This window comes from Terriglobus sp. YAF25 (assembly GCF_052113305.1).
Taxonomy (GTDB): domain Bacteria; phylum Acidobacteriota; class Terriglobia; order Terriglobales; family Acidobacteriaceae; genus Terriglobus.
In genome coordinates this window covers 1-20,015 of the sequence record NZ_JBFRCY010000020.1, presented here as the reverse complement: position 1 = coordinate 20,015, position 20,015 = coordinate 1, and the positions used below count along the sequence as shown (strand labels likewise).

General features: G+C 59.9%; 21 protein-coding genes. 11 read left to right on the top strand and 10 right to left on the bottom strand.

Going from position 1 to position 20,015, the window contains the following annotated elements; translation table 11 throughout:
- Positions 1-473: FtsX-like permease family protein (locus tag AB4043_RS01615; protein WP_442306379.1), on the top strand; the 473-nt coding region annotated here is incomplete at its 5' end.
- Between the two features lie 42 nt (positions 474-515).
- Here the strand turns inward: AB4043_RS01615 and AB4043_RS01610 are convergent.
- The 3 genes from AB4043_RS01610 to AB4043_RS01600 are packed head-to-tail and all read right to left on the bottom strand — an operon-like array spanning position 516 to position 2,564.
- On the bottom strand, positions 516-953 hold the full coding sequence (locus tag AB4043_RS01610) for a VOC family protein (protein ID WP_442299156.1): 438 nt from the start codon (positions 951-953) through the stop codon (positions 516-518).
- A 37-nt stretch (positions 954-990) separates the two neighbouring features.
- Positions 991-1,938, bottom strand: a complete 948-nt coding sequence (locus AB4043_RS01605) for a WD40/YVTN/BNR-like repeat-containing protein (RefSeq protein ID WP_442306378.1) — start codon at positions 1,936-1,938, stop codon at positions 991-993.
- 5 nt (positions 1,939-1,943) lie between these two features.
- The gene (locus AB4043_RS01600; protein ID WP_442306377.1) at positions 1,944-2,564 is read right to left on the bottom strand and encodes a WD40/YVTN/BNR-like repeat-containing protein; all 621 of its coding nucleotides are present in this window, start codon (positions 2,562-2,564) and stop codon (positions 1,944-1,946) included.
- Between the two features lie 237 nt (positions 2,565-2,801).
- On the opposite strand from AB4043_RS01600, the gene AB4043_RS01595 reads away from it, so the two are divergent.
- Positions 2,802-3,698: an SDR family oxidoreductase gene (locus AB4043_RS01595; RefSeq protein WP_442299154.1), complete on the top strand. Its 897-nt coding sequence runs from the start codon at positions 2,802-2,804 to the stop codon at positions 3,696-3,698.
- Between the two features lie 211 nt (positions 3,699-3,909).
- Positions 3,910-4,662 (top strand): SDR family NAD(P)-dependent oxidoreductase, encoded by a 753-nt coding sequence (locus AB4043_RS01590; protein ID WP_442299153.1) that lies wholly within the window; start codon positions 3,910-3,912, stop codon positions 4,660-4,662.
- 73 nt (positions 4,663-4,735) lie between these two features.
- Here the strand turns inward: AB4043_RS01590 and AB4043_RS01585 are convergent, their stop codons facing one another.
- Complete coding sequence (locus AB4043_RS01585) at positions 4,736-6,169, bottom strand: M20/M25/M40 family metallo-hydrolase (RefSeq protein ID WP_442299152.1); 1,434 nt, start codon at positions 6,167-6,169, stop codon at positions 4,736-4,738.
- A gap of 89 nt (positions 6,170-6,258) precedes the next feature.
- Between AB4043_RS01585 and AB4043_RS01580 the strand changes: the two genes are divergently transcribed.
- The 5 genes from AB4043_RS01580 to AB4043_RS01560 all read left to right on the top strand — a co-directional run bounded on the left by AB4043_RS01580 (position 6,259) and on the right by AB4043_RS01560 (position 9,975).
- Positions 6,259-6,933, top strand: coding sequence for an ABC transporter ATP-binding protein (locus tag AB4043_RS01580; RefSeq protein WP_442299151.1), 675 nt, complete (start codon positions 6,259-6,261; stop codon positions 6,931-6,933).
- An 8-nt stretch (positions 6,934-6,941) separates the two neighbouring features.
- Positions 6,942-7,445 (top strand): Cys-tRNA(Pro) deacylase, encoded by a 504-nt coding sequence (gene ybaK, locus AB4043_RS01575; RefSeq protein WP_442299150.1) that lies wholly within the window; start codon positions 6,942-6,944, stop codon positions 7,443-7,445.
- Positions 7,442-8,122 carry a heme exporter protein CcmB gene (locus AB4043_RS01570; protein WP_442299149.1) on the top strand — a complete coding sequence of 227 codons (681 nt, stop codon included), beginning with the start codon at positions 7,442-7,444 and terminating at the stop codon, positions 8,120-8,122. The genes ybaK and AB4043_RS01570 overlap by 4 nt, the downstream gene beginning before the upstream one ends.
- 235 nt (positions 8,123-8,357) lie before the next feature.
- Positions 8,358-9,050, top strand: coding sequence for a cytochrome c biogenesis protein CcsA (gene ccsA / locus AB4043_RS01565; RefSeq protein ID WP_442299148.1), 693 nt, complete (start codon positions 8,358-8,360; stop codon positions 9,048-9,050).
- 160 nt (positions 9,051-9,210) lie between these two features.
- Entirely contained in the window at positions 9,211-9,975 is a 765-nt protein-coding gene (locus tag AB4043_RS01560; RefSeq protein WP_442299147.1) for a class I SAM-dependent methyltransferase, read from the top strand.
- Between the two features lie 284 nt (positions 9,976-10,259).
- On the opposite strand, the gene AB4043_RS01555 is transcribed toward AB4043_RS01560, so the two are convergent.
- Positions 10,260-11,072: a dolichyl-phosphate beta-glucosyltransferase gene (locus tag AB4043_RS01555; RefSeq protein WP_442299146.1), complete on the bottom strand. Its 813-nt coding sequence runs from the start codon at positions 11,070-11,072 to the stop codon at positions 10,260-10,262.
- 109 nt (positions 11,073-11,181) lie between these two features.
- On the opposite strand from AB4043_RS01555, the gene sppA reads away from it, so the two are divergent.
- The 3 genes from sppA to AB4043_RS01540 all read left to right on the top strand — a co-directional run bounded on the left by sppA (position 11,182) and on the right by AB4043_RS01540 (position 13,674).
- Positions 11,182-12,246 carry a signal peptide peptidase SppA gene (gene sppA / locus AB4043_RS01550; protein WP_442306376.1) on the top strand — a complete coding sequence of 355 codons (1,065 nt, stop codon included), beginning with the start codon at positions 11,182-11,184 and terminating at the stop codon, positions 12,244-12,246.
- A gap of 123 nt (positions 12,247-12,369) precedes the next feature.
- Entirely contained in the window at positions 12,370-12,696 is a 327-nt protein-coding gene (locus AB4043_RS01545) for an HU family DNA-binding protein (protein WP_442299144.1), read from the top strand.
- Positions 12,697-12,834: 138 nt separating this feature from the next.
- Entirely contained in the window at positions 12,835-13,674 is an 840-nt protein-coding gene (locus AB4043_RS01540) for a CPBP family intramembrane glutamic endopeptidase (RefSeq protein ID WP_442299143.1), read from the top strand.
- Here AB4043_RS01540 and cmk read toward each other — a convergent pair.
- The 5 genes from cmk to pyk all read right to left on the bottom strand — a co-directional run.
- Positions 13,628-14,308: a (d)CMP kinase gene (gene cmk, locus AB4043_RS01535; protein ID WP_442299142.1), complete on the bottom strand. Its 681-nt coding sequence runs from the start codon at positions 14,306-14,308 to the stop codon at positions 13,628-13,630. The genes AB4043_RS01540 and cmk overlap by 47 nt on opposite strands.
- Positions 14,277-16,328 (bottom strand): hypothetical protein, encoded by a 2,052-nt coding sequence (locus tag AB4043_RS01530; protein ID WP_442306375.1) that lies wholly within the window; start codon positions 16,326-16,328, stop codon positions 14,277-14,279. The genes cmk and AB4043_RS01530 overlap by 32 nt, the downstream gene beginning before the upstream one ends.
- A 217-nt stretch (positions 16,329-16,545) precedes the next feature.
- Positions 16,546-18,504 (bottom strand): DNA mismatch repair endonuclease MutL, encoded by a 1,959-nt coding sequence (gene mutL, locus AB4043_RS01525; protein WP_442299140.1) that lies wholly within the window; start codon positions 18,502-18,504, stop codon positions 16,546-16,548.
- A 278-nt stretch (positions 18,505-18,782) separates the two neighbouring features.
- Entirely contained in the window at positions 18,783-19,064 is a 282-nt protein-coding gene (locus AB4043_RS01520; RefSeq protein WP_442306374.1) for a pyruvate kinase alpha/beta domain-containing protein, read from the bottom strand.
- Positions 19,018-20,015, bottom strand: a 998-nt coding sequence (gene pyk, locus AB4043_RS01515; RefSeq protein WP_442306373.1) for a pyruvate kinase, incomplete at its 5' end; no start/stop codon positions are given. The genes AB4043_RS01520 and pyk, both read right to left, overlap by 47 nt.

Here is a 20,015-nt window from a genome sequence, read left to right as displayed (position 1 = left end):
CCGTTGCCTCACTCGATCCAAACCTGCCCCTGATCGAAGTCCGTACCATGACCCAACAGATCGACTCCAGCCTCTCCAACGAACGCATCTTCGCGCGACTCACCGCCGGCTTCGGTCTGCTTGCCCTCCTCCTCGCCAGCATCGGTATCTATGGCATCATGAGCTACACTGTAGCCCGCCGTACGAGCGAGATCGGCATCCGCATGGCTCTCGGAGCCCGCACAGACCAGGTCCTCTCGATGGTGCTGCGCGAGGTGTCGTGGATGGCTTTAGCAGGTGTCGCGATAGGCATAGGTGGAGCGCTATGGCTGGGGCGCTTCCTTAGCGCAATGCTGTACGGATTGAAGCCCTCCGACCCGCTGACGTTGATAACCGCCGCGGCGTTGCTGGCTATCATTGCGCTGTTAGCCGCGCTTGGCCCCGCGCGGCGAGCATCGCGCATTGATCCTATCCGTGCGTTGCGACATGAATGAGGCCGGCATTCGTTGCCGTACATCATTGCCTTTGCATTGTGCTTAACGAAGTTCCTGGGCGAGCCCGATCAGAATCCCTTCAGGCCCGCGGATGTAGCAGAGCCGATAGGAGTCCTGATACCGGACAACTTCTCCTACGAGCTGCGCGCCGCGATTGCGAAGTCTTTCCAGCGTCTCGTCGATATCATCTACGGCGAACATGACGCGGAGGTAGCCCAGAGCGTTCACCGGGGCGTTGCGGTGATCCGCGACTACTGCCGGAGCGAGGAACCGCGAGAGTTCGAGACGGCTGTGGCCGTCCGGCGTGCGCATCATGGCGATTTCGACGCTCTGGTCGCCCAGTCCAGTGACACGTCCTGCCCATTCGCCTTCGATCGCAGCCCGACCTTCGAGCTCCAGCCCGAGCTCTTGAAAGAAATCAATCGTCCCGTCGAGGTCATCGACCACGATTCCTACGTTGTCCATCCGTTTGAGCGCCATGTGTCGAGTCTAAGCTCGAACCAAGTTGACCGGAGCCCTATTGCCTTTCAGCCACCGCAGTTTCGCTGTTTGGCGCTTTCGGTTGCAGCACCACACCTTCGTACGTCGTTGCTCCTGCAAGCCGTTCGCCGACAGGACGTACTTGCTTTACAGACCATCCGGCATCCCAGCTCGTCACCGTCATCGCCTTTGTGTTTACTGCATAGACCTTGGTCTCCGGGTCTCCTGGTGTTACCAGCACACGGCCACCGGCCCGATCGAAGTACAGGCCGCTCGCGCTCGTCAGGTACAGGTTCTTATGGATCTTCCACGTGGCGCCGTCGTCCTCCGAATAAAATAACCCGCCTCTGCCGGCAATCCATAAGCGCCCCATGTCATCCACGGCTGTGGCCCAGGTTTCGGCCAGACCTGACGGGAGCGTCATCGTACGGAAGCTCACTCCTCCATCCACGGACAGCAGCAGTTTGTCCCCACCCGCCGCCAGGACCCGCGTTCCGGTCGCGGCAACACTACGAAGTGGCACGTCCGCTGCACTTCGAATGTGATTCCAGCGCCGTCCCTCATCCTGCGACACGACAACCCCATCGGGCAAAGTCGCAAACACAGAGCTGCCCGACACACTCATCGAATCCACACGCGCCGTCGTCTCCACCGCGGGCTTCGGCCGCGGCTGACGGGCCTTGATCGTGACAATGYGTTTACCGCGTTTGATCTGCTTGTCCGCAACCGGTTCGGGCTGTAGGGGAGAAACCATCCCTGACGGCTTCCACACCTCGCCCTCCATCCGGTAAAGCCCATGCGCGGTCCCGGCCAGCACCGTTCCATTCGACGTCTGCGACAGCGACAGGACGTCTGCGCCCATCAAACCTTCGCTCTTCTGCCTCCAGTGTTCCCCGCCATCTTCGCTCACGAATACGCCACCCGCGGTCTTGTCATTCAAGACGCCTACGTACAGCCGCTGACGATAGGTTTCATCGGTCAACATCGCAGTCACCTGGCGGTCTTCCACGGCAGATGCCAGGTGCCCGCGTAGATTGTCTTCGGGTCAGTGGGATCAATTGCAATCGACTCCACCTCATGAATCTCTTTATTCTCTACCGGTGAGATACGGTTCCACGTGTCGCCGCCATCCTCCGATCGATACACTCCATCCAGAGCGCCCGCGACCAGCACCTTCGCCTCCGAGGGAGCCGCGCTCAACGCCCGCACTGAACGCCCCTTCATCGCTGCGTTCGCCGCGAAGGTACGGCCGCCATCATGCGAAACATACACGCCACCATCGGTGTTACCCAGCACCCATGCGCCCACTACCAGATGCCTGGGGTCACTCCTGTCCACCACCATGTTGTCCAGCGCGAGGTCATCTCGATTTTCAATCTGTGTCAGTCGAACCCAGCTCCTGCCTCCGTCACGGGACTCATACACCGTTCCCAGCACGGTTCCAAGGTAGACATGGTTATGGTCCGAAGGATCCTGCGCAAAGGACCGTGCGTCCCCTCCGCCCGGCCCATAGGGTGTCCACTGTGCGGCATTTTGTGCCGGCGAAGAACAGCAAACTCCCATCGCTAATGCGGCACCCAGGTAATACAGGTAATAAGAAGAAGGCTTCATCGGTGACTCCTCAAGCGGCTCGAATCACAGACGGCGTTCCATCGTCTCCCTGTTGCACTTCCCACTTTCATGCTGCAAAGGCAACCTTTTTCGGCAGGCAACCTTCGCGTTTTTTGCAACTACCCAAACCCAAACGAGACCGTCAGACTTCGGAGACTAGCTGTGTATCGCTGGCGCCTCGACGTGATCGTAAGAGAATCAGTCTTGCGACCCATACAATGAGCACAGGATGGACTTGTGCGCGTTTTCGTCACAGGAGCAACGGGGTTTATCGGTTCCGCAATCGTTCAGGAATTAGTCCATGCGGGACATCGGGTATTAGCACTCACGCGCTCTGCTGCGGGAGCAAAGTCGTTGGCCGTTGCGGGCGCCGAGATACACATGGGTGATCTGGAAGATCAGGAAAGGCTTCGTCTTGGAGCATCGATGTGCGATGGCGTAATCCATACAGCCTTCGTCCACGACTTCACAAACTGGACGACTAGCTGCGAGATTGATCGCCGGGCAATCGAGGCTCTTGGATCCGGGCTCGCCGGCTCGAATCGCCCTCTGATAGCCGCCTCCGGCACTGGAGTGGCGCGCATCGCGGGCCAGCTCGCAACCGAAGAAGATCCGCAATCCATCTCCGCCGGAATTCCCCGCACCGCGTCAGAAGAAGCAGTACAAACCGTAGCAGCGCTGGGTGTGCAAGCTTCTGTAGTTCGCCTTCCTCCAATCGTTCATGGCGAAGGCGATAACGGATTCATCCCGGAGATGATCGCCACCGCTCGACAACGCGGCGTTTCAGCATATGTGGTCGATGGACACAATCGCTGGCCTGCAGTACATCGGCTCGATGCTGCTCATCTCTTCCGGCTGGCGCTGGAGAGTGGGACAGCCGGAACTACATACAACGGGGTGGCAGATCAAGCAGTGCCGATACGTGAGATTGCTGAGGCTATCGGGCGGCGCTTGCGATTGCCCATAGTCAGCAAATCTGCGGACCAAGCGGTTGAACATTTCGGCTTCCTCGGTCACCTCCTGAGTCTCGATATACCCGCTTCCAGTACAGTCACTCAGAAATTATTGGGATGGTATCCGAGGCAGTCCGGTCTTATTTCGGATCTCGATCACGTGCGATATTTCGAAGCTTGAATATGCTGTGCAGTCGCCTTGAGCGCCGGCACGGAAAGTCTGCGCTCTTTTTGGAAGAAAGTTCAGTCCGCGCCGCGCAACTCCCTGCCTACGCGATCAGCAAATCTTCAGACGAGTCTTAGTAACCGCACTTTTATGAATCCTAGCCCGGTGCATGACATCAATTAGATGACTGTCGAAATACTTTCACAACATTCGACACGGAGGGTTTATGGGAAAACTATCGAATAAGGTTGCCGTCGTTACCGGAGCAAGCAAAGGAATTGGCGCTGCCATTGCAAAACAGCTCGCGAAGGACGGCGCCAGCGTCGTTGTTAACTACGCTTCGTCGAAGGAAGGTGCGGATAAGGTAGTCGCCGAGATCAAGGCTGCCGGCGGAAATGCCGTCGCCATCGGCGGCTCGGTTGCAGACAATAACCAGACCGTAACGCTCTTCGAAGAAGCGAAAAAGGCCTATGGCAAAGTCGATATTCTTATCAACAACGCCGGTGTTTATTCGTTCGTCCCCCTTGAAGACGTCACCGCAGAAGAGTATGCCCGCCAGTACAACACCAACGTTCTTGGCCTTCTGCAGGCCACACGTGAGGCGGTTAAGCACTTCCCGGCCGAGGGCGGCAGTGTAGTGAACATCAGCTCGATCGCCAGCACCTTCGCACCACCGACAACCAGCATCTACAGCGGAACCAAGGGAGCGGTCGACACGATCACCAAGGTGCTCGCGAAGGAGCTCGCGCCGAAGAAGATTCGCGTAAACGCCATCAACCCCGGCTATGTTGTCACGGAGGGCACCGAGAAGGTCGGAGTCACCGGCTCCCCGCAGGAAGAGTTCTTCATCTCCATCACCCCGCTCGGACGTGCCGGTCAGCCGGAGGACATCGCCCTTCCGACTTCCTTCCTTGTCTCTGAAGATGCCCGCTGGATCACCGGCGAAATCATCAAAGTTGGCGGCGGAGCAGGGATCTAATCTCCCTGCCTTACCTCACTAACCATATCGGGCTGCGGTCGTTGATTGACCGCAGCCCAAATATTCTTCGGAGCTACTTCGCGACCGCTTTTAGATAGCGATAGAAGAACTCACACCCAGCGTCGAAATCCGAAGCCTTGATCCGCTCGTCCTTCCCATGTGCGCGGTTCTCGTCGCGATCCATTCCCATGCCGGAGATGCCGTAACTCGGCATTCCCGCAGCCATGGTGTAGATAGAGTCAGTCGCACCGAACTCCATCGACGGCACAATCACCAGCCCCGGCCACATCTGCCCGGCTACCTGTTTCAGCGGATCGAAGACTGCCGGTAGTGGCGGAGGAGGCGCTGCACTGGCGCGATTGGGAGCGGTATCGCTCACACGGCCTCCGTCGCTCTTATACGCAACCTTCACCTCGGCGTCTCCAATCACACGAACCAGCTCCTCCCGCACCTGCTCCTGCGTATGCCCGGGAAGGATGCGGCAGTTCACATTGGCCTGCACCTTATTCGGCAAAGCATTGGGCGCGTGTCCTCCCTGGATCATCGTCGCCACACAGGTGGTGTGCAGCGCAGGATAGATCTCAGGGTTCTCGTTCAACCGCTTCAACGCGCTCGGATCCGGAGGAGTCTTCAGGACGGCCATCCGGTCGGCACCAGGACGTCCGCCATCCAGCTTTGCCAGCGCAGCAAACTGCGCCCGCGTTACCTCATTCAGCTCGAATGGGAACTGATACTTCTCCACCTTCGCAAGGCCCGCCACCAGACGATAGATCGCATTTCCCGGCATCGGCTCCGAGGAGTGGCCTCCGGGAGAGGTTGCCGTCAGGACGTAGTCGGCATAGGTCTTCTCGGTCGCCTCAACATTGAGCGAGTATGGTTTGCCGTTCACGGTCGTCATGCCGCCGCCATCGGGATTGATAACGAACTCGGCCTGCATTTCTTCCGGATGATGCTGCATTAACCAGCCCACACCGTTCGAGGCGCCCCCTTCTTCGTCAGCGGTCAACGCCAGAATGATGTCGCGGCTGGGCACAAAGCCATCACGCTTCATGCGCAGGAATGCCTCTATGGCTGCGGCGTCTCCGTCTTTGACGTCATACGTTCCGCGGCCGTAGAAGTAGCCGTCCTTCTCCGTAAAGACAAACGGATCGGTCGTCCAGTCGGAGCGGTTCGCCTCCACCACATCCAGGTGGCAGATCACCAGCATCGGCTTCAGCGTCGATCCCGGCTTGCCGCGATAACGTGCCACCAGATTCATCTTGCGGTCGTTGGGTCCAAGCAGCTTCAGGTCCGCGGCAGGAAAGCCTGCATCCAGCAATCGCTGCCGCATGGCCTCCGCCGCCGCAGTCACACTGCCAACGGAGTCCGTCGTGTTGATCTCGATCAGCTGTTTGAAGATCGCCCGCGCTTCGGCTACCTCGGCATTTCCGGCGTTTCTGCCTGACTGCGCTGACGCTCCGACCGTACACACTATCCCCAGCACTATTCCTGCCGCCGCTGTCTTCATCGTGCATCCCCTCAGCATCATCGTACCTATCAGGATCATCGCACCTGGCGGGCATCGCTTCTCCGAAACACCTATACTCTCCCTAGCGCATGCAAGCTGCCGTCCTCACCAACGTCACCAAACTCTATGGCCGCTTCGCCGCCTTGAAGAACCTTTCGGTCACGCTTGAGGCGGGCGCCGTCTATCTTGTTCTCGGCGAGAATGGAGCCGGCAAATCCACCCTGCTGCGCATGCTCGCCGGGCTTTCCATACCGACCCGAGGCGGGCTAACTGTCCTTGACGGACCGGCCAACAGGCAGCAGAGCCGTGTCGCCTACATGAGCCACGCCACCATGCTCTACGACGAGCTGACCGCCATGGAAAACCTGACCTATTACTCCGGCCTGCGCAAGGGTTCAGGAGAGTGCGCCTGTACCGGCTCCCCCGAGATGGCGCTGCGAGCAGTCGGTCTCGATCCGCACCTTAATAAGCCCGTCAGCCAGTACTCACAGGGGATGCGGCAGCGGGTTTCGCTGGCGCGAGTTCTCTCCGCAGACCCCGAGATGCTCTTACTCGACGAGCCCTTCTCGAATCTGGATGTCCATTCCGTTGCCCAGATGCTTGACCTGTTGAAAGACTTCCGCACCTGGCCGCTGGCCAACGGCCACGCCCGCACCATCGTTCTCACGACCCACCAGGCGGAGTTGGCCATGCCGCTGGCTGATCACGTCCTGCGTATCCAGGCCGGAGAGTTTGTCTCGATGGAGGCCACACGGACGCAATGAGCTCGCACGTGTCTAAAATAAACCTCTCCAAGACGAACGCCGCCCGCATCCTCGACCAGTTGGGCATCTCCTATGAGATCCGTACCTACGAGGTCGACCCCAACGACCTCACGGCCATCTCCGTCGCGAAGAAGATCGAGATGCCGATCGAGCAGGTCTACAAGACACTGCTCTCCCGCCTGCACTCCGGCGAGTACGTCTTTGCCGTCGTCCCCGGCGATGCGGAGCTCGATCTGAAAAAACTCGCAGCCGCCGCCGGAGAGAAGAAGGCCGAGCTGGCCTCGCTCAAAGACGTCGAACCCCTCACCGGCTACATCCGTGGCGGTGTCACCGTGATGGGCGCAAAGAAGGCCTTCCGTGCCTTCGCCGATGAGACGCTTGAGCTCTGGGACCGCATCTCCGTCTCCGCCGGGCAGCGCGGTATGCAGCTTCTGCTGTCCCCAGCGGATTACCTGCGTGCCTCCGGAGCTGAGATCGTCGACCTCACGAAAGCCCCGGTGCAGCAGGCATGAACTATCTCCGCACCGTCTGGCTGCACCTCGAAAAGGAGCTCCTGCTCGAGTTCCGCTCACGCGATGCCCTGATGGGCATGCTCTTCTTCACTCTGCTGATCGTCGTCGTCTTTTCGCTGGCCTTTGACCCCACCTCGCAGCCGACACTCGCCCGGCAGATCGCCGGAGGTCTGCTCTGGGTCGGCCTGCTCTTTGCCTCCACTACAGCCTTGAACCAGTCCTGGTCGCGCGAGATGCGGAACGGCGTCCTCGATGCCCAGCGGATGTCACCCTCACCACCCTCCGCACTCTTCCTCGGCAAGGCTCTGGCGAACTTTCTGTTTGTCACGATTGTGGAAGTAATACTTGCACCGATATTCTTTATCTTTTTCAATTTGCACATCTTAGGCCAAGCGAGCATGCTGCTTGCCCTGCTCCCTCTGGGCACCTGGGCGATCGTCGTGAACGGCACTTTCTTTGCCGCGCTGGGTCTGCGTGCCCGTAGCCGGGAGCTCCTTCTGCCGCTTATCCTCTTCCCCATCGCTCTGCCGGCACTGCTCGCCATGATTTCGGCGGCTACCGGAATCCTGACGGGAGAGACCGAACCACAATCGGCTCTGCGGATTCTTCTCATCTATGACACGGTCTACACCACCGTCTCGCTGCTGCTGTTTGAGACCATCCTTTCGGCGGAGTAAAGCTCAGGGCGTGAAATCCCATTCGGAATAACCAATGGACCGGAAACAAGTTCGCCAGGAACCCCACCCCTTCCCGAGAAAGCCGCGAAGAATGGGGCAACGAGAACATTGGCTCACTGAAATTCGTCGATACACCCACTCTGTCTGATCCCTTAGCCCAGGTTGTTCGCTTAGCGCACACAATGTGGGCCGTCGCCTGAATGGCACGGGTTTACGTTGGTACACTGATGACACCGTGCAAGGCCTGAAAAAAGCATCCGGAATCGCACTCTTTCTCGCGACTCTTCTCATTCTGATCGTTGGCTTTCAGAAGGCGATGGTTGCCCCTGTCGATGCCCAGCAGGGAGAGGTCTACCGCATCTTTTACTACCACGTCCCTTCGGCCATCTCCGCGCTCTGCTTCCCGTACGTAAATTTGATCGGCGCGCTTGGCTATCTCTACTTCCGTCGTAAGGATGAGATCAAGGCCGCGGCGTGGGATGCGCTGGCTCTTGCCGGAGCCGAAATCACGACCGTCTACTGCACCATCGGCCTGGTCACCGGCTCTCTGTGGGGACGCGTCGCCTGGGGCATCTGGTGGACATGGGATGAACGCCTGACCACCTTTCTTCTATTGTGGCTGCTGTACGTCAGCTACCTGCTGCTGCGTCGTTTTTCGCCTCCGGGGCAGACATCAACCCTCGCATCCGTTCTCTCGGTCTTCGCGGCCGTGGATGTCCCGATCGTCTACTACTCCATCCGCTGGTTCCGCACCCAGCATCCGTCCCCTGTCTTCGGCGGAGGCGACGGTGCGGGCCTGGATAAGTCCATGTACCCAGCCTTCCTTTGGAATCTCGCCGGCTGGTTTCTCTGGGGCTGCGTCATGATCGGCTTCCGCCTCATCAGTGCACGCCGGGAACGTCTGGCGGAACTGCAGGAGGCTATCTAAGATGGCGCATCGTCACCTTGTCCTTGCCTATGCGTTTGTCCTGGGAATCCAGGCGGCCTACTTCCTCTTCGCCCTGAATCGCTGGCGGAAGTCGCGCTAGCATCCATTCGGCCATGAGCCGGCGGAGCAACTAACAGACCGTACTTACTTGGAACCAGCCATGGGCCATACAGAACGCTTCACAGGTCGTGCTGCCGCCTATCAACAGTACCGGCTCAGCTATCCCGCAGCCGAGGTCATGCATATTTTGCGCGACTGGACCGGCCTGAGATCTGGCGACACGATTGCCGATATCGGCGCCGGCACCGGCATGCTGACCGAGCTCTTCCTCAACAACGGCAATCCAACCATCGCCATCGAGCCGAACGCCGAGATGCGGGCTGCCTGCGCGATGCAGTACGGCGGCCATCCGAACCTCACCGTGATCGACGCCACCGCGGAAGCAACAACGCTCCCTGACCGCTCCGTCGATCTGATAGCGGCAGGCAGAGCCTTTCATTGGTTCGATCACGCACGGGCGCTTCCGGAGTTTCGGCGCATCCTCAAACCTGGGCGCTGGGTGGCCCTCGTCAGCATCGGGCGCGCCAAGGATGACTCACCTCTCTCACAGGCCTTTGAGTCTCTGCTAACCACGCACGGAACCGACTATCCCTACGTCCGCGATGGCTATCGCGTGCATGACAAGCTGGAAACGCTCTTTCCTGGAGGAGAGGTTTGCCAGACTGCCATTCCCGGTGAGCAGAAGATGACGCTGGATGCCCTGACCGGCCAGGCGATGTCGTACTCCATGGCTCCCCTGTCCGGCGACCCGCGCCATGCAGCGTTTATACAGGCTCTGGGAGAGTTCTTTCGGCGATTTAGCAATGGCGGTCTGCTTACCCAGCCGACAACGTGCTGGATCAACTGCTGCCGATTCGCTTCGTAGGACAGCGAATCGGGAAAACCCATTCACCGTTGCCCCATTCTTTGCGAAGCAAAGGGTGGGGTCCCCGGCGAACTTGTTCGCTGGGGCTTAGCATGGGGTATCGCGCTTCGCGCGACGGTTTCTTCAGTCTATTGGGGGCAGACTCCAATGTGATCCAGTGCTAACTCGCTCAAGCAAAGCGGTCTCGCTTCGCTCGATACCCCACCCTTCGCTCCGCGAAGAATGGGGCAACGAAGGCATCGCTGCGACAAATATTGTCGCTTTACTCTGTTTTCCGGGAATTTCTACCGCCGTGCTACTTCCACCGGCGCCGGGCGCTCAACCTGCGGCGTGACCATGCTGCTGGTGTCTTTCATTGCGGCGATGTCTTTGTCGTACCGTCCGACCAGCGAGTTCCAGCGGATGATGGCCAGTTCTTCCAGCATCTTGGCGCCGTCTTTCAGGTAGCTCATCTGCGACCGCTCGTCGTGGCCCCAGGTCACCGGAACCTCACGGACGACGTAACGGAGCTTGCGGGCGATGAAAAGAATCTCCGGGTCGAATCCCCAACGTTCGATGCGCTGCAGGCGGAAGATAACCTGTGCCGCGCTGCGGCGAAAAGCCTTGAAGCCGCACTGGGTGTCCTTGTACGGAAGCCCCATCACCAGCCGCGTCATAGCGTTGAAGCAGCGTCCGAAGAAACGCCGGTAGAGCGGCTGATAGATGGTCTGCCGCTGGCGTTCCAGCCAGCGCGAACCGATGGCCACATCGGCGCCGGCATCCAGGGCCGCAAACAGCCGTTCCGCCTCTTCCATCGGGGCCGACAGATCGGCATCCGTAAACATCACCATCTCGCCGGCAGCCTGTAGAAGTCCGTTGCGGACGCTGTAGCCCTTCCCCCGGTTGCCGCGATTGTGGATGAGCTTCAGGCGCGGATGGTGCTCCATCCACCGCTTGACGATGGCGGGCGTCTGATCGGCTGAGCCGTCGTCGACGACCAGTACCTCAGCATCCCATCCACGGTCGCTCACACACGTCAGAACGCGGTCCAGGGTTCTTTCAATACGCGCCTGTTCGTTGAACGCAGGGATGACGATACTGATCTTCGGGTGCTGCATAGCCGGCCTTCGCAATGATAAGGGTTTATCGCCGCTTATCATACTCTTCCTTTAGACGTGAGTGATATGCGCTCAGACGCAGTTTTGCGGTGTACACTCAACGACATCTATGCAGGACGAGTTCCAGAGCCCGCCGCCACAGGATCCACCTCCGCCGCAGTCTCAACCTGCCCCGGCTGCACGGCAGGCCTATACCTACGCTCCTCCTCCGCCACCGCAGCAGCCCTACGGCTACTATGCCGCCCGTCCACCGCGGCGGCCGCGCTCTCCGTGGTTCTGGATCGGCATCATCGGCGGCGCCGCGGTCGTCCTGGTCTGCCTCTTCTCGCTGTTTGTCTATGCCGTCATCAAAGCCGGCGGCGTTGACACGGAGTCCACGGCAGGCGGCTTCGGTTCCGGCGGCAAGATCGGCGTCATTGAAGTAGACGGCGTCATCCTTTCGTCAGACAAGTTCAATGARCAGCTCCGCAAGATGRCTGATAATGACGACGTCAAAGCCATCATCCTGCGCATCAACTCACCCGGCGGCGGAGCTGCCGCCTCGCAGGAGATCTATCACGAGGTGTTGCGGGTCAAACAGGCGAAGCACAAAAAGATCATTGCCAGCATTGAGTCAGTCGGTGCATCGGGCGCCTATTACATTGCCTCCGRTTGCGACCGCATCTACGCCAATCAGGCCTCGGTCGTCGGCTCCATCGGCGTCATCATGGAGTGGATGAACTACGGCGACCTGATGCGCTGGGCCAAGCTGAAGAATGTCATTCTCAAGGCCGGCGAGCTGAAAGATGCCGGAAATCCCACCCGCGACCTCACACCCCAGGAACAGGCCTACTTCCAGACGCTGGTCGACAACATGCACGTCCAGTTCATTCACGATGTCGCTACAGGGCGCCATGTTGCCGACGACAAGATCAAGCCCCTGGCGACAGGACAGGTCTGGACCGGCGAGCAAGCCCTTCCCCTCGGCCTTATCGACCGCCAGGGTGGCTACCGCGACGCTTTGATGGAAACCGCGAAAGAAGTTGGAATCTCGGGCGAGCCTGGCATCGTTCGCCCCAGAAAGGAGAAGACGGGCCTGCTCTCGGCACTGGTGAACTCCGATCCGGACGATATCTTCCCAAACCCGAGCAAACTGCTGAATGAGGCCCCGGGTTTCTATTTCATGTGGAAGTAACTCGGCAAAAATCTTTGAAACCACCTTCTGCCGTCGTTCGTCAAAACGTGTAAAGCTAAAGCTGTCTCGCATTTACGCGTGATTTTCGGATCCCCCGTACACGCAAGCCCCGAAAGGATGCCGATGACCAAGGCCGACCTCGTTGAAAAAGTCACCGCTCTCGGAGATCTGACCCGCCGCGACGGCGAAATCATCGTCGATACCCTCTTTGACTCCGTGATCGGCGCCCTCAAAACCGGCGACAAGATCGAGATTCGCGGCTTCGGATCGTTCCGCACGCGCCAGAGAAAGCCACGCATCGGCCGTAATCCGAAGACCGGAGCCAAGGTCGACGTCCCGGCAAAGCGGGTGCCGTACTTCAAGCCGGCCAAGGAACTGCGCGACCTCGTCAATCCGAAAGAATCCTCTGATCCCGAGGAGATCGACATCCACCACCCGCCCGCCATGTAAGCAGGCTTTGTCGTTGGACTCCAATCGAACGGCTAAGCATTTTCCCTGTTAATGGATATGCCGGAAGAAGGGTGCAGCCGCGTTTTCATTGCGGAAAACGTCATACATGCGTAGCCCTACACCACCCCCACAGGGAAAATGCTTCGGAACGTAAGCCCCACCCTGAAATTTGTTCTGCTGACGTTCCTGATCGCGTATACGGTCGGGTACGGCCTGCTGTGGCTTTGGCCGTCGTCATCGGGTCTGGCATCGCAATACCTTCCGAGAATCGGCGTCGTCTACGCGCCGGCGATAGCTGCAATGCTGGTGACCGGAAGAGAGGGCATCGGCGGGTTACTGCGGAAGCTCGATCCGCGCGGGCAATGGCTCTGGGTGCCGCTACTGCTGGCCACAGGCGTAGTTTGCACGGCAGCGGCCGCCCTCGTGGTTGGAGTAAAACCGCGAGACCTCACCCATACTGCTCAGGCGTGGCCCTTGTTTGCGGCGCATGCACTGCTTCAGTTCGTGTTCGCCGGATGCGGCGAGGAATTGGGATGGCGCGGGTGGCTGCTCCCGCAACTGATGACTCGTCATCGGACCGTTGTCGCAACCATGATTGTCGCGGCGATATGGGGATGCTGGCACGCTTTCATTCTTCTCAGCGGCCTGCGAACAGCGTCTACGTTTCTGTTCGGCGTATTCGGCTTGTCGTTTCTTTTCACCGCGCTGTGGCAGCGCGTGAATGGGAATATCTTCGTGCTCGCCGTGGCTCACGCCAGCGTCAACGCCCCGCTCTCGTTGCTGAGTCAGCAGAGTGTCATAGACGCCGCGTTCGTGCTGTACGGCCTTCTTGGTCTAGTGGTGCTCATCTGGATGTTGACGCGATCCAATCGCGTGCTTCCTCCATCTGATCGGCAGATTCTTGAAACGGTCGCTATCGCCGAAACGACCTCTATCGCCGCCACTTCTCCAGCACAATCGCCTCCGCCCGAGCCTTAAGCTCATCCAGCGTCAGCGTGGTGGAGTCCACCAGCACAGCATCTTCGGCAGGCTTCAGCGGTGATTCGGCGCGATTACGGTCGCGCTCATCGCGCTCCCGCAGCTCATTCTTGACCGCATCTTCGGTCGGTTGGCCTTCGCTGGGACCGGTCTGCACGAAACGGCGGTGTCCGCGTGCGTCCGCCGAGGCATCAAGAAAGATCTTCACCTCGGCCTTCGGAAAGACGACCGTGCCGATGTCGCGGCCTTCCATGACCACCCCACCCTGCGCTCCCATCCGCTGTTGCGCGGCAACCATCAGGGCACGGACTTTGGGATGAACACTAACCCTTGAGGCGGCCTGGGTTACATCCTTCTCTCGCAACTGAGCGGTGACATCTTCTCCATCCAGAAGCACCTGGTTCCCATTCTCGGTCGGCTGCAGCTCGATGACCATGGTCTCTGCCATAGAAGAGAGCGCCGGCTCATCGTCCAGGGGGAGCCCCAGACGAAGAGCCTTCAACGCGACAGCGCGGTACATTGCACCGCTTTCCAGGTTCAACAGGCCGAAGCGCTTTGCGAGAAACGTGGCGATAGTGCTTTTACCGGCGCCGGATGGTCCGTCAATGGCTACGACGGGCTTGCGATCCACCATTACTCATCACTCTTTTTACGGAACGGCTTCGCGGCTCCGGGCTTGCCGAACTTCTTTGGAACTCCGGACTTTCCACCTGGCTTCGACCCGAACTTCTTGGGCGCTCCGCCAAACTTCTTTGGAGCTCCTCCGAACTTCTTGGCACCGAAGGAAGGCTTACCGCCGTCAGCCTTGAAGGTACGGCGCGGACGATCTTCTCCCGCTCCTTCYTCRCGCTTGCGGAAMGGCTTSCGCTCACCRTCAAAYGGYTTGCGCTGGAACGGCTTGCGGTCACYATCACCGCCAAAGCTGCGSCGTGCCGGACGTTCGCTACCCGCTCCTTCCTCACGGGACGGAAAGGCTTGCGCTCACCRTCGCCGCCAAAGCTRCGACGGGCTGGACGCTCACCGCCTGCRCCCGCTTCACGCGGACGGAAAGGCTTACGCTCACCATCRAACGGCTTACGCGAATACGGCTTGCGCTCACCGTCGCCACCGGAACTGCGGCGGGCTGGACGTTCACCGCCTTCGCCCGCTTCACGCGGACGGAAAGGCTTACGCTCACCATCGAACGGCTTACGCGAATACGGCTTGCGCTCGCCGTCTCCACCGAAACTGCGGCGGGCTGGACGTTCGCCGCCTTCGCCCGCTTCACGCGGACGGAAAGGCTTACGYTCACCRTCRAACGGYTTGCGCTGGAAWGGYTTGCGATCGCGGTCRCCGCCRAAGCTRCGACGSGCTGGACGCTCACCGCCTGCGCCTTCCTCACGTGGACGGAAAGGCTTACGCTCACCATCGCCGCCAAAGCTGCGACGGGCTGGACGCTCACCGCCTTCACCCGCCTCGCGCGGGCGGAAAGGCTTACGCTCACCATCGAATGGCTTGCGCTGGAAAGGCTTGCGGTCGCGACCTCCACCAAAGCTGCGGCGGGCTGGCCGCTCACTGCCTTCACCGGCTTCGCGGGGGCGGAACGGTTTACGCTCACCACCGGCAGTGCCTTGGTCGGTGCGGAAGCTTCTGCGGGCAGGGCGCTCACCTTCTCCGGACGGCCTGCGCTCCGTGGGACGGCGGTCTGCGGCAAAGGTCTTTTCGGTACGCTGACGAGCGCGTTCGAGCAGGCCCTCACGATCAGGCTCAGACTCGCCGACATCACCCACATCGACACCTTCTTCGCCTTCTTCGGAGGTCACTTCGACAGGAACAATCTCCGGCATCTCCGGCAGCTCGCCGCGAATGTTCAGCAGCGTCTTGCCTTCGAGCACCACTTCATCAAGCTGACGGGCGGCATTCAAGCCGCTCACCGCATCACGCACCTTTGAACGCGCTACCAGAGGCGAGAGAAACACCTCAATCTCATCGAGCTCCGCAACCAGCGCCGCGCTCAGATACAGCGAGATCATTGCCGAGAGGGCCGTCGGCACACCAGCATTGCCACCGGCTTTGATCTGCTTGGTAAACCGCGCTGTAAGCAGCTCCCACTCGGTCTCTTGGTCCCCATCCTGGTACACCGGGATCACGCGCAGCATGGCCCACAAGTCGCTAAGCGCACGCAGCACGGCGGCGTGCGTCAGCTCGCGGCCAAGCTCCGGAAGCAGGTTGGAGACAGTCTGCGGCCCCTTGGACTTCAACACGCTCCAAACCTTCAGTGCGAGTGGCGAAAGCGACGATGCCGCCGGAGCTGCCTTCCAGTTCTTGTCGCCACGCAGCGTGTAGAGATACGGCAGCGCGGCTGCGCTCACGACAAAATCCGGGATATCCCCGGGGGCGGCGCCTCCAAGGAGGAGTAACGGCACCGCTGCTCCCTCACGAACCAGACGGCCCAGCATCTGTTTTGCAGCCTCTGCCTCGGCCACTCCAGGTTCCGCAACTCCACTTACCGCCGAAACGAAGACGGGGGCGGGTGCAGCAAGCTGCGTCTTCGGCGTCCACAGAACGAGTCCCATGCGGTCAACCCACGCACGGGCGTCTTCCAAAATTAAAAGCGCATTGCTGTCCAGCCCAAAGGCGCGACGCCGCGCAAGATCCAATTGCTCACGAGTCATAACCTTTTAAGTCTATCGGCAATTGCTGTCCAGTGCCGCGTCTGGAGCCGTCAGGATGAACTTTAGAGCGTTTTCCCTGTTGCGGGGTACCCCGCAAGGAACGTGCTGTGGCGTTTTCATTGCCGAAAACGCCCATAGATGCGGAAGCCCGCGCTACACCTACAGGGAAAATGCTCTAGCCCGCACTGAATCATGCAATCAGCAATGACAACGGAGCTCAGATACGGTTGAAGGCCCGCTGAATCTCCTTCAGCGAATAACGCAACGCGATCGGCCGTCCATGCGGGCAGCTTGTCGGATGTTGCGTCTTCGCGAGCTCTGCCAGCAGCCACTCAATCTTTGCCGGATCGAGCGGCATATTGATCTTGATCGCCGCATGGCACGCAATCGACGCGGCAATCCTGGTGCGGCGTGCTTCGGCATTCTCAACCTGCCCTGTGCGATCATCCGCCAGCACCTCGTCCAGCAGATGCTCCAACTCTTTGCCCTCGAGGCCAACCGGAGCCGCTTTGACAGCCAGAGTTCGCGGACCAAAGGGCTCGGCTTCAAAGCCGTTGCGGTCCAGCTCATCGGCCAGATCCGCGAAAGCAAGCATCTGCGCCGGCTGCAGATCGACCAGCAGCGGCATCAGCAGCCTTTGCCGCTGCACCGACTCGGTACGGCGCTCACGCAGGATCTTCTCAAACAGAACACGCTCATGAGCGACGTGCTGATCGATGATCCAAAGACCGTCTTCATTCACCGCCAGGATGAAGGAATTGCGTAACTGCCCTACAGCCCGCAATGTCGCCAGCGAATGTAGTGTCTCGGGGCGTTCTTCGCCTTCCTCCGGCGTCGCTGAAGAGCAGGAGTGCCGCCCCGAGACCCGCTGTTCCGGTTCCCGCAGAAATGGCGGCTCATCAACCGGAGCCTCCGTCTGAGGGAAGACAATGCGTTGCTCGGTCGCGAGAAACGGATCTGCCTGCAGCGAAAACGCCGCCGCATCACTCGCCTGCGGATCTCCTTCGGACGCTGGAGGAAGATCAGGCGCACCCGGCATGGGACTGACGTCGATGCGCAGTGCCTCGGCCGCCAGGGGCGAGTCCGTGAGCGCCATCGCAAAACTCATCACCGGCCGTGCCGCCATCAACGCGGTACGGACCGAGTCGCGCAGGAAGTCATGCACGATCGACTGCTGCCGGAAACGGACCTCCGTCTTCGCCGGATGAACATTCACGTCCACCTCGGCCGGCGGAACATCGAGAAACAGCAGCACCACCGGGAAGCTGGTCGGTGGGATGACATTGCGATAGGCCTCCGACAGGGCATGCAGCACCAGACGGTCGCGAATCAGCCGCCCATTCACAAAAACATAGATCGAGTTACGGTTGAGCTTTTGCAGTTCCGGCTTTGAAACAAAGCCACTTATGCGCATCACTCCCGGCTCGGGCGGCTCATAGTTCTCGTCCCGCTTCCATGGCGGCGGCTCCGGAATACCGACGCGGGCAAAGTCAGTCTCGGCAGCGACAGGAATCATCTGGTCCACGGTCTCGCGGCCGAAGATCTGGAACATGCGGTCGGCTGCGGAGGTCACCGCAGGAGCCACCAGCAGGGCATGCGTTGCCGAATGCAGCTCAAAGTGCTTTGTCGGATTCGCCAGGGCGTAGTGCGTCACCAGGGCAGCGACATGCTGTAGCTCAGTCGATTCGCTACGCAGGAACTTCCGGCGTGCCGGAGTATTGAAGAACAGATCCCGGATCGTCAGGGTCGTGCCTGCCGGCCGCCCGAGATCCTCCACCCGCAGGAGCTTGCCGCCCGCGATCTCTACTAGCGTGCCGGCTTCGTCTTCTGGAGCGCGGGTCTCCATCGTCAACCGGGAGACTGAGGCGATAGAAGGCAGCGCCTCACCACGGAAGCCAAGGGTGGCAATCTGCAGCAGGTCATCGGAGCTGCGCAGCTTGGAGGTCGCATGCCGCTCGAAGGCGAGCAAAGAGTCATCGCGCCCCATGCCATGTCCGTCATCGGAGATGCGGATGAGCTTGCGCCCGCCTGCTTCGACCTCGATGCGGATCCGCGTAGCGCGAGCATCGAGCGCGTTCTCCAGCAGTTCCTTAACGACGGAGGCTGGACGCTCTACCACCTCACCGGCAGCAATCTGGTTCGCTACCTGGTCTGACAGCACACGGATACGGCCCATCCGGATATTTTATGGAAAGTTCGATGTGAGGAAAGATGGGCTTAAATACAAACGCCCGCATCCGGAGTATCGGACGCGGGCGCGATCATGAGCTCTACTTGAAAGTACCGCACAGGAAGGCAAAGAAAACGCCGAAGAGGATAAGGAATACCTGCCAGTAGCGGTCGATGAAAGTGTTCTGTGCGTGCGACATCGCGGTAATAATCTCCTTCTGCCATCCTACATGGATAGCCTGTTGCCTGCGAAGTCCATGCGAGTCATCCCCCGGATGACTCGGCTTACTTCTTCTTGGACTTCGACTTCCCTTTAGCCTTGTCCTTCGTCTTGTCTTTCTTGGACTTCTTTTTAGAAAGCGAAAGAGTCGACTCCTGGTCACCGACCATATGCAGACGCATGAAGTTCGTGCCTCCGGACTTAGTGCGGGTACCGGCGACAATGCCGAGAATCTGACGATCCTGCACATAGCCGGCATCGCGCAGAATGTCGTCGGCCATGCTGACCAGAACGTCGGTGTCATGGAAACGGGCACAGAGTACCGGCGTCGTGCCCCACAGCAGCATTGAGCGGTTGATGACCGCCTGATCCGGCGAGAGAACGTAGATCGGGGTCTCCGGAGAGCATCACAGCGTCGGTGCCATCGTAGATTGCATTGGCGACGTCGCTGGCTTCGGCGCGGGTCGGGCGAGGATTCTCGATCATCGACTCCAGCATCTGGGTTGCCGTAATGACCGGCTTACGTGCCTCATTCGCCTTGGTAATGATGTGCTTCTGGATCGCGGGAACCTTCTCCGGCGGGACCTCAACACCCAGATCGCCGCGGGCCACCATGATGCCGTCGGCGACTTCCAGGATCGAGTCCAGGTGCTCGATCGCCTGTGGCTTTTCCAGCTTGGCAATGATCCAGGCATCGCTCTTCAACGCAGCCAGCCGGGTCTTTACGTGACGCACATCGTCCGCCGTGCGGACAAACGAGACCGCGACCGTATCGACGCCTTCGCCAATCGCAAATTCCAGGTCTTCCTCATCCTTCTCGGTCAGCGAGGGAACCTTCACCGGAATGCCGGGGAGGTTAATGCCCTTGTTCTCGCCGAGCATGCCGCCATTGAGGATGTCGCAGACTACGTCCTCGCCATTGACCTCGCGGACGATCAGCTCGATCAGGCCGTCGCTCAGCAGGATGCGGGCGCCGGGCTCGAGGTTCTCTGCCAGCGTAGTGAAGGTAGTTCCAACGGCCGCTGCCGTGCCTTCCTTGATCTTCGGGGAGATCGTGAGCAGCTTTCCCTGCTCCAGCAGAACGGGCTTGCCGCCCTTCAGCTTGCCGGTACGGATCTTCGGCCCCTGCAGGTCAGCCAGGATGCAGATGGCCTTCTTCTCCTGCTGAGAGACGCGGCGGACCATCCGGATCAGTTCGGCTTTCTGGGCATGGGTGCCATGTGAAAAATTCAGGCGGGCAACATCAAGCCCGGCACGGACGAGTTGTCCGAAGATGAGCTCATCACTCGACGTGGGTC